A 2,558-nucleotide genomic window follows, 5' to 3' on the forward strand; every position below is an offset into this window, starting at 1 on the left:
GTAATCATCCGGCGAGAGACGCGGGCGTATTCAGGCGGCGATGGTATTGTGGACCTGCTGGTGGGCTTTCCAGTGCCAGGGCAGAAGTTCATGGAGGCGTGGATTGGGGATGTCATTGATCCGTGCCAGGACATCGGCGAGCCATGCCTGGGGATCGACATCGTTCAGGCGCGCGGTGACGATCAGGGAATACATGGCGGCGGCGCGCTCTCCGCCACGATCGGACCCGGCGAACAACCAGGCTTTCCTGCCCAGGGCGATGCCGCGCAGAGCGCGTTCTGCTGCATTGTTTGAGAGGCAGATCCGGCCGTCAGTGAGGAATCGTGTGAATGTATCGGTACGTCTGAGAAAATAGTTCATGGCGTGGGCAACGGGATTTTTGGTCGACATGCGCCGGCAACACTCCCGCATCCAGTCGAACAGACCCGTAACCAGTGGCGCGATGCTCTCCTGGCGGACCGTTAGCCGGTGCGCCGCGGTCGTGCCGTTGATGGCGCGCTCGGCCTCGAATATGGTGTCGATCCTGCCTACTGCCTCTATGGCGAGGGGCGCCTTGTCCTTCTCGGCGATTTTGAACAGCCCTCTGCGTCCATGCGCCCAGCATCCGGCGGAGACAACCGGCGCGGGTTGGCGTCCCGGTTTCGCCAGAGTGTTATAACCCGCATAGGCGTCTGACTGCACAATGCCGGTCCAGCCGGTGAGATGGTCCGTGGGATGTTCGCCCTTGCGGTCCCGGGAATAACGGAACCAGACGGCTGGGGGCGCTGTACCTCCAAAGGGGTGATCGTCCCGCACGTAATTCCACAATCGTCCGGTGACTGTCCGGCCTTTCGCCAGAACCGGCATGGTAGTGTCGTCCGCGTGCAGGCGTTGTGCCGCCAGCACATGCGCCCGGATCAGCGTAGTCAGGGGAGCCAGCGTCGCGGTGCAGGCTCCCACCCAGTCGGCCAGCGTTGATGTGTCGAGATCGATCCCTTCGCGGGCAAAGGCCCCGCTCTGCCGGTTCAGCGGCAGATGCTGCAGGAACTTGTCGCACAGGATGGTCGACAGCAGCCATGGGCCGGCGCGTCCGCGCGCGATCGGATGGAAGGGGGCGGGTGGCTGGGTGATGCTCTCGCAGTCCCGGCAGGTGTACTTCTCCCGCACCGTCTGTATGACCTTGAACTGGCGCGGGATCACCTCCAGCGTCTCGGTGACGCTCTCCCCCAGTTTGCTCAGACGATCGCTTCCACAGCACGGACACTGTGTCGGTGCGGGGATGACGACCTGCTCGCGCGGCAGGTCGGCACGCAGGGGCTGGCGTCCCCGGTTGCTCCGGGGTGCTGTCGTGCGGACGGCAGGATCCGCCGCATTTTCGGGCGCGTCCTCGGCGAGCGTCGTCTCCAGTTCTTCCAGTTCGAGTTCGAGCTGGGCCAGCAGGCGGCGCCCCCGCTCCGACGAGGTGCCGAAACGATCCTGGCGCATCCGCGCGATAAGATGTTTGAGATGGGCAACCTGCGCTTCGGCGCTGGCCGCACGGGCTTCCGCGACCTCGGCACGCGCCTCGGCAGCGGCAAGTGCTGCGCGCAAGGCGATGATGTCGTCCGTGTCTCCCGTCATGAAGGCAGTTGATCACATGGGCGCTCAAAAGGGTACCAGTATATGCTGACCTGGCGCGGTTTTTATTATCCCGCCAGTTCAGGTCTCCATGTTTTCTGCGGATTGCGCCAATCCACACCCTCCAACAGACAAGTCAATTGTGACGGGGAGAGATGGATCGCTCCGTCCTTTGCCGAAGGCCACAGGAAATGCCCGCGTTCGATCCGCTTCGCATATAAGGAAAGGCCGATCCCATCGTGCCAGATCAGTTTCACCAGGTCGCCGCGTCGGCCCCTGAAGGCATAGACGTCACCCGCGAAAGGGTCACGACCCAGTGCTTCCTGGACCTTCAACGCCAGCCCGGGCATCCCCAGGCGCATATCAGTCACGCCGGCCGCCAGCCATATCCTCAGCGTGGAGGGAAGCGGGATCATGACCGCAGTGCGCCCACAATCTCACGCAAACGATCAGCGGACAGCCCTGTGTCGAACTCCAGCCGCACACCGTCCGGAAAGACCAGGCTGACGGCTTGGCCGGACAGCGTTCCCTGTTCTCTCCGACGCTCCAATGGCGGCGGCTCGGGAACCGGGGCCACCATGACAGGTATGAACGATGTCCCGCCTTTGGCTTGCGCTTTGGCCCGAGCCTCTCGCCGCCAGCGAAACACCAGACTTGGATGGATCCCATACTGTGCAGCCACCTCCCTTATGGGGCGCCGGCTCTCGTAGGACGCGATGACCACTCGCGCGCGAAATTCAGGGGCGTGCCAGCGGCGGCGATCCGAAACGATCTCGATCCGCGAGGCGTCCGCCAGCCTGTCTCGCTCGCCTGTCTCTCTACCGCTCCTTTGGAGCCTCTCTGCGGTACTACCTGCGACACTCGCAGGTAGTACCGCGTCACTATCTCTTAAATCGTTCATGCTTCATAGCTGAACCAGACCAGAAATATTCAGCAAGGCGTCAGTCGCCGGGAGCTTACGA

The 2,558-nt window shown here is 63.1% G+C and carries 3 protein-coding genes; all 3 read right to left on the reverse strand.

The features are described from left to right. Positions 1 to 30: 30 nt before the first annotated feature. On the reverse strand, positions 31 to 1,599 hold the full coding sequence (tnpC, locus tag HKD31_RS15810; RefSeq protein ID WP_194265707.1) for an IS66 family transposase: 1,569 nt from the start codon (positions 1,597 to 1,599) through the stop codon (positions 31 to 33). 65 nt (positions 1,600 to 1,664) lie between these two features. Then, complete coding sequence (gene tnpB, locus HKD31_RS15815) at positions 1,665 to 2,012, reverse strand: IS66 family insertion sequence element accessory protein TnpB (RefSeq protein ID WP_019092242.1); 348 nt, start codon at positions 2,010 to 2,012, stop codon at positions 1,665 to 1,667. Beyond that, a complete protein-coding gene (tnpA, locus tag HKD31_RS15820; protein ID WP_228120963.1) occupies positions 2,009 to 2,497 on the reverse strand; it encodes an IS66-like element accessory protein TnpA in 489 nt (162 codons plus the stop codon). Before tnpA ends, tnpB begins: the two co-directional genes overlap by 4 nt. Positions 2,498 to 2,558 lie beyond the last annotated feature (61 nt).

The sequence above is a fragment of the Gluconobacter potus genome (assembly GCF_015244705.1).
Taxonomy (GTDB): Bacteria; Pseudomonadota; Alphaproteobacteria; order Acetobacterales; family Acetobacteraceae; genus Gluconobacter; species Gluconobacter potus.

Bases quoted from the DNA above. Each gene is read 5' to 3' on its own strand.
- tnpA (WP_228120963.1), bottom strand. From the start codon at position 2,497: ATGAACGATTTAAGAGATAGTGACGCGGTACTACCTGCGAGTGTCGCA.
- tnpC (WP_194265707.1), bottom strand. From the start codon at position 1,599: ATGACGGGAGACACGGACGACATCATCGCCTTGCGCGCAGCACTTGCC.
- tnpB (WP_019092242.1), bottom strand. From the start codon at position 2,012: ATGATCCCGCTTCCCTCCACGCTGAGGATATGGCTGGCGGCCGGCGTG.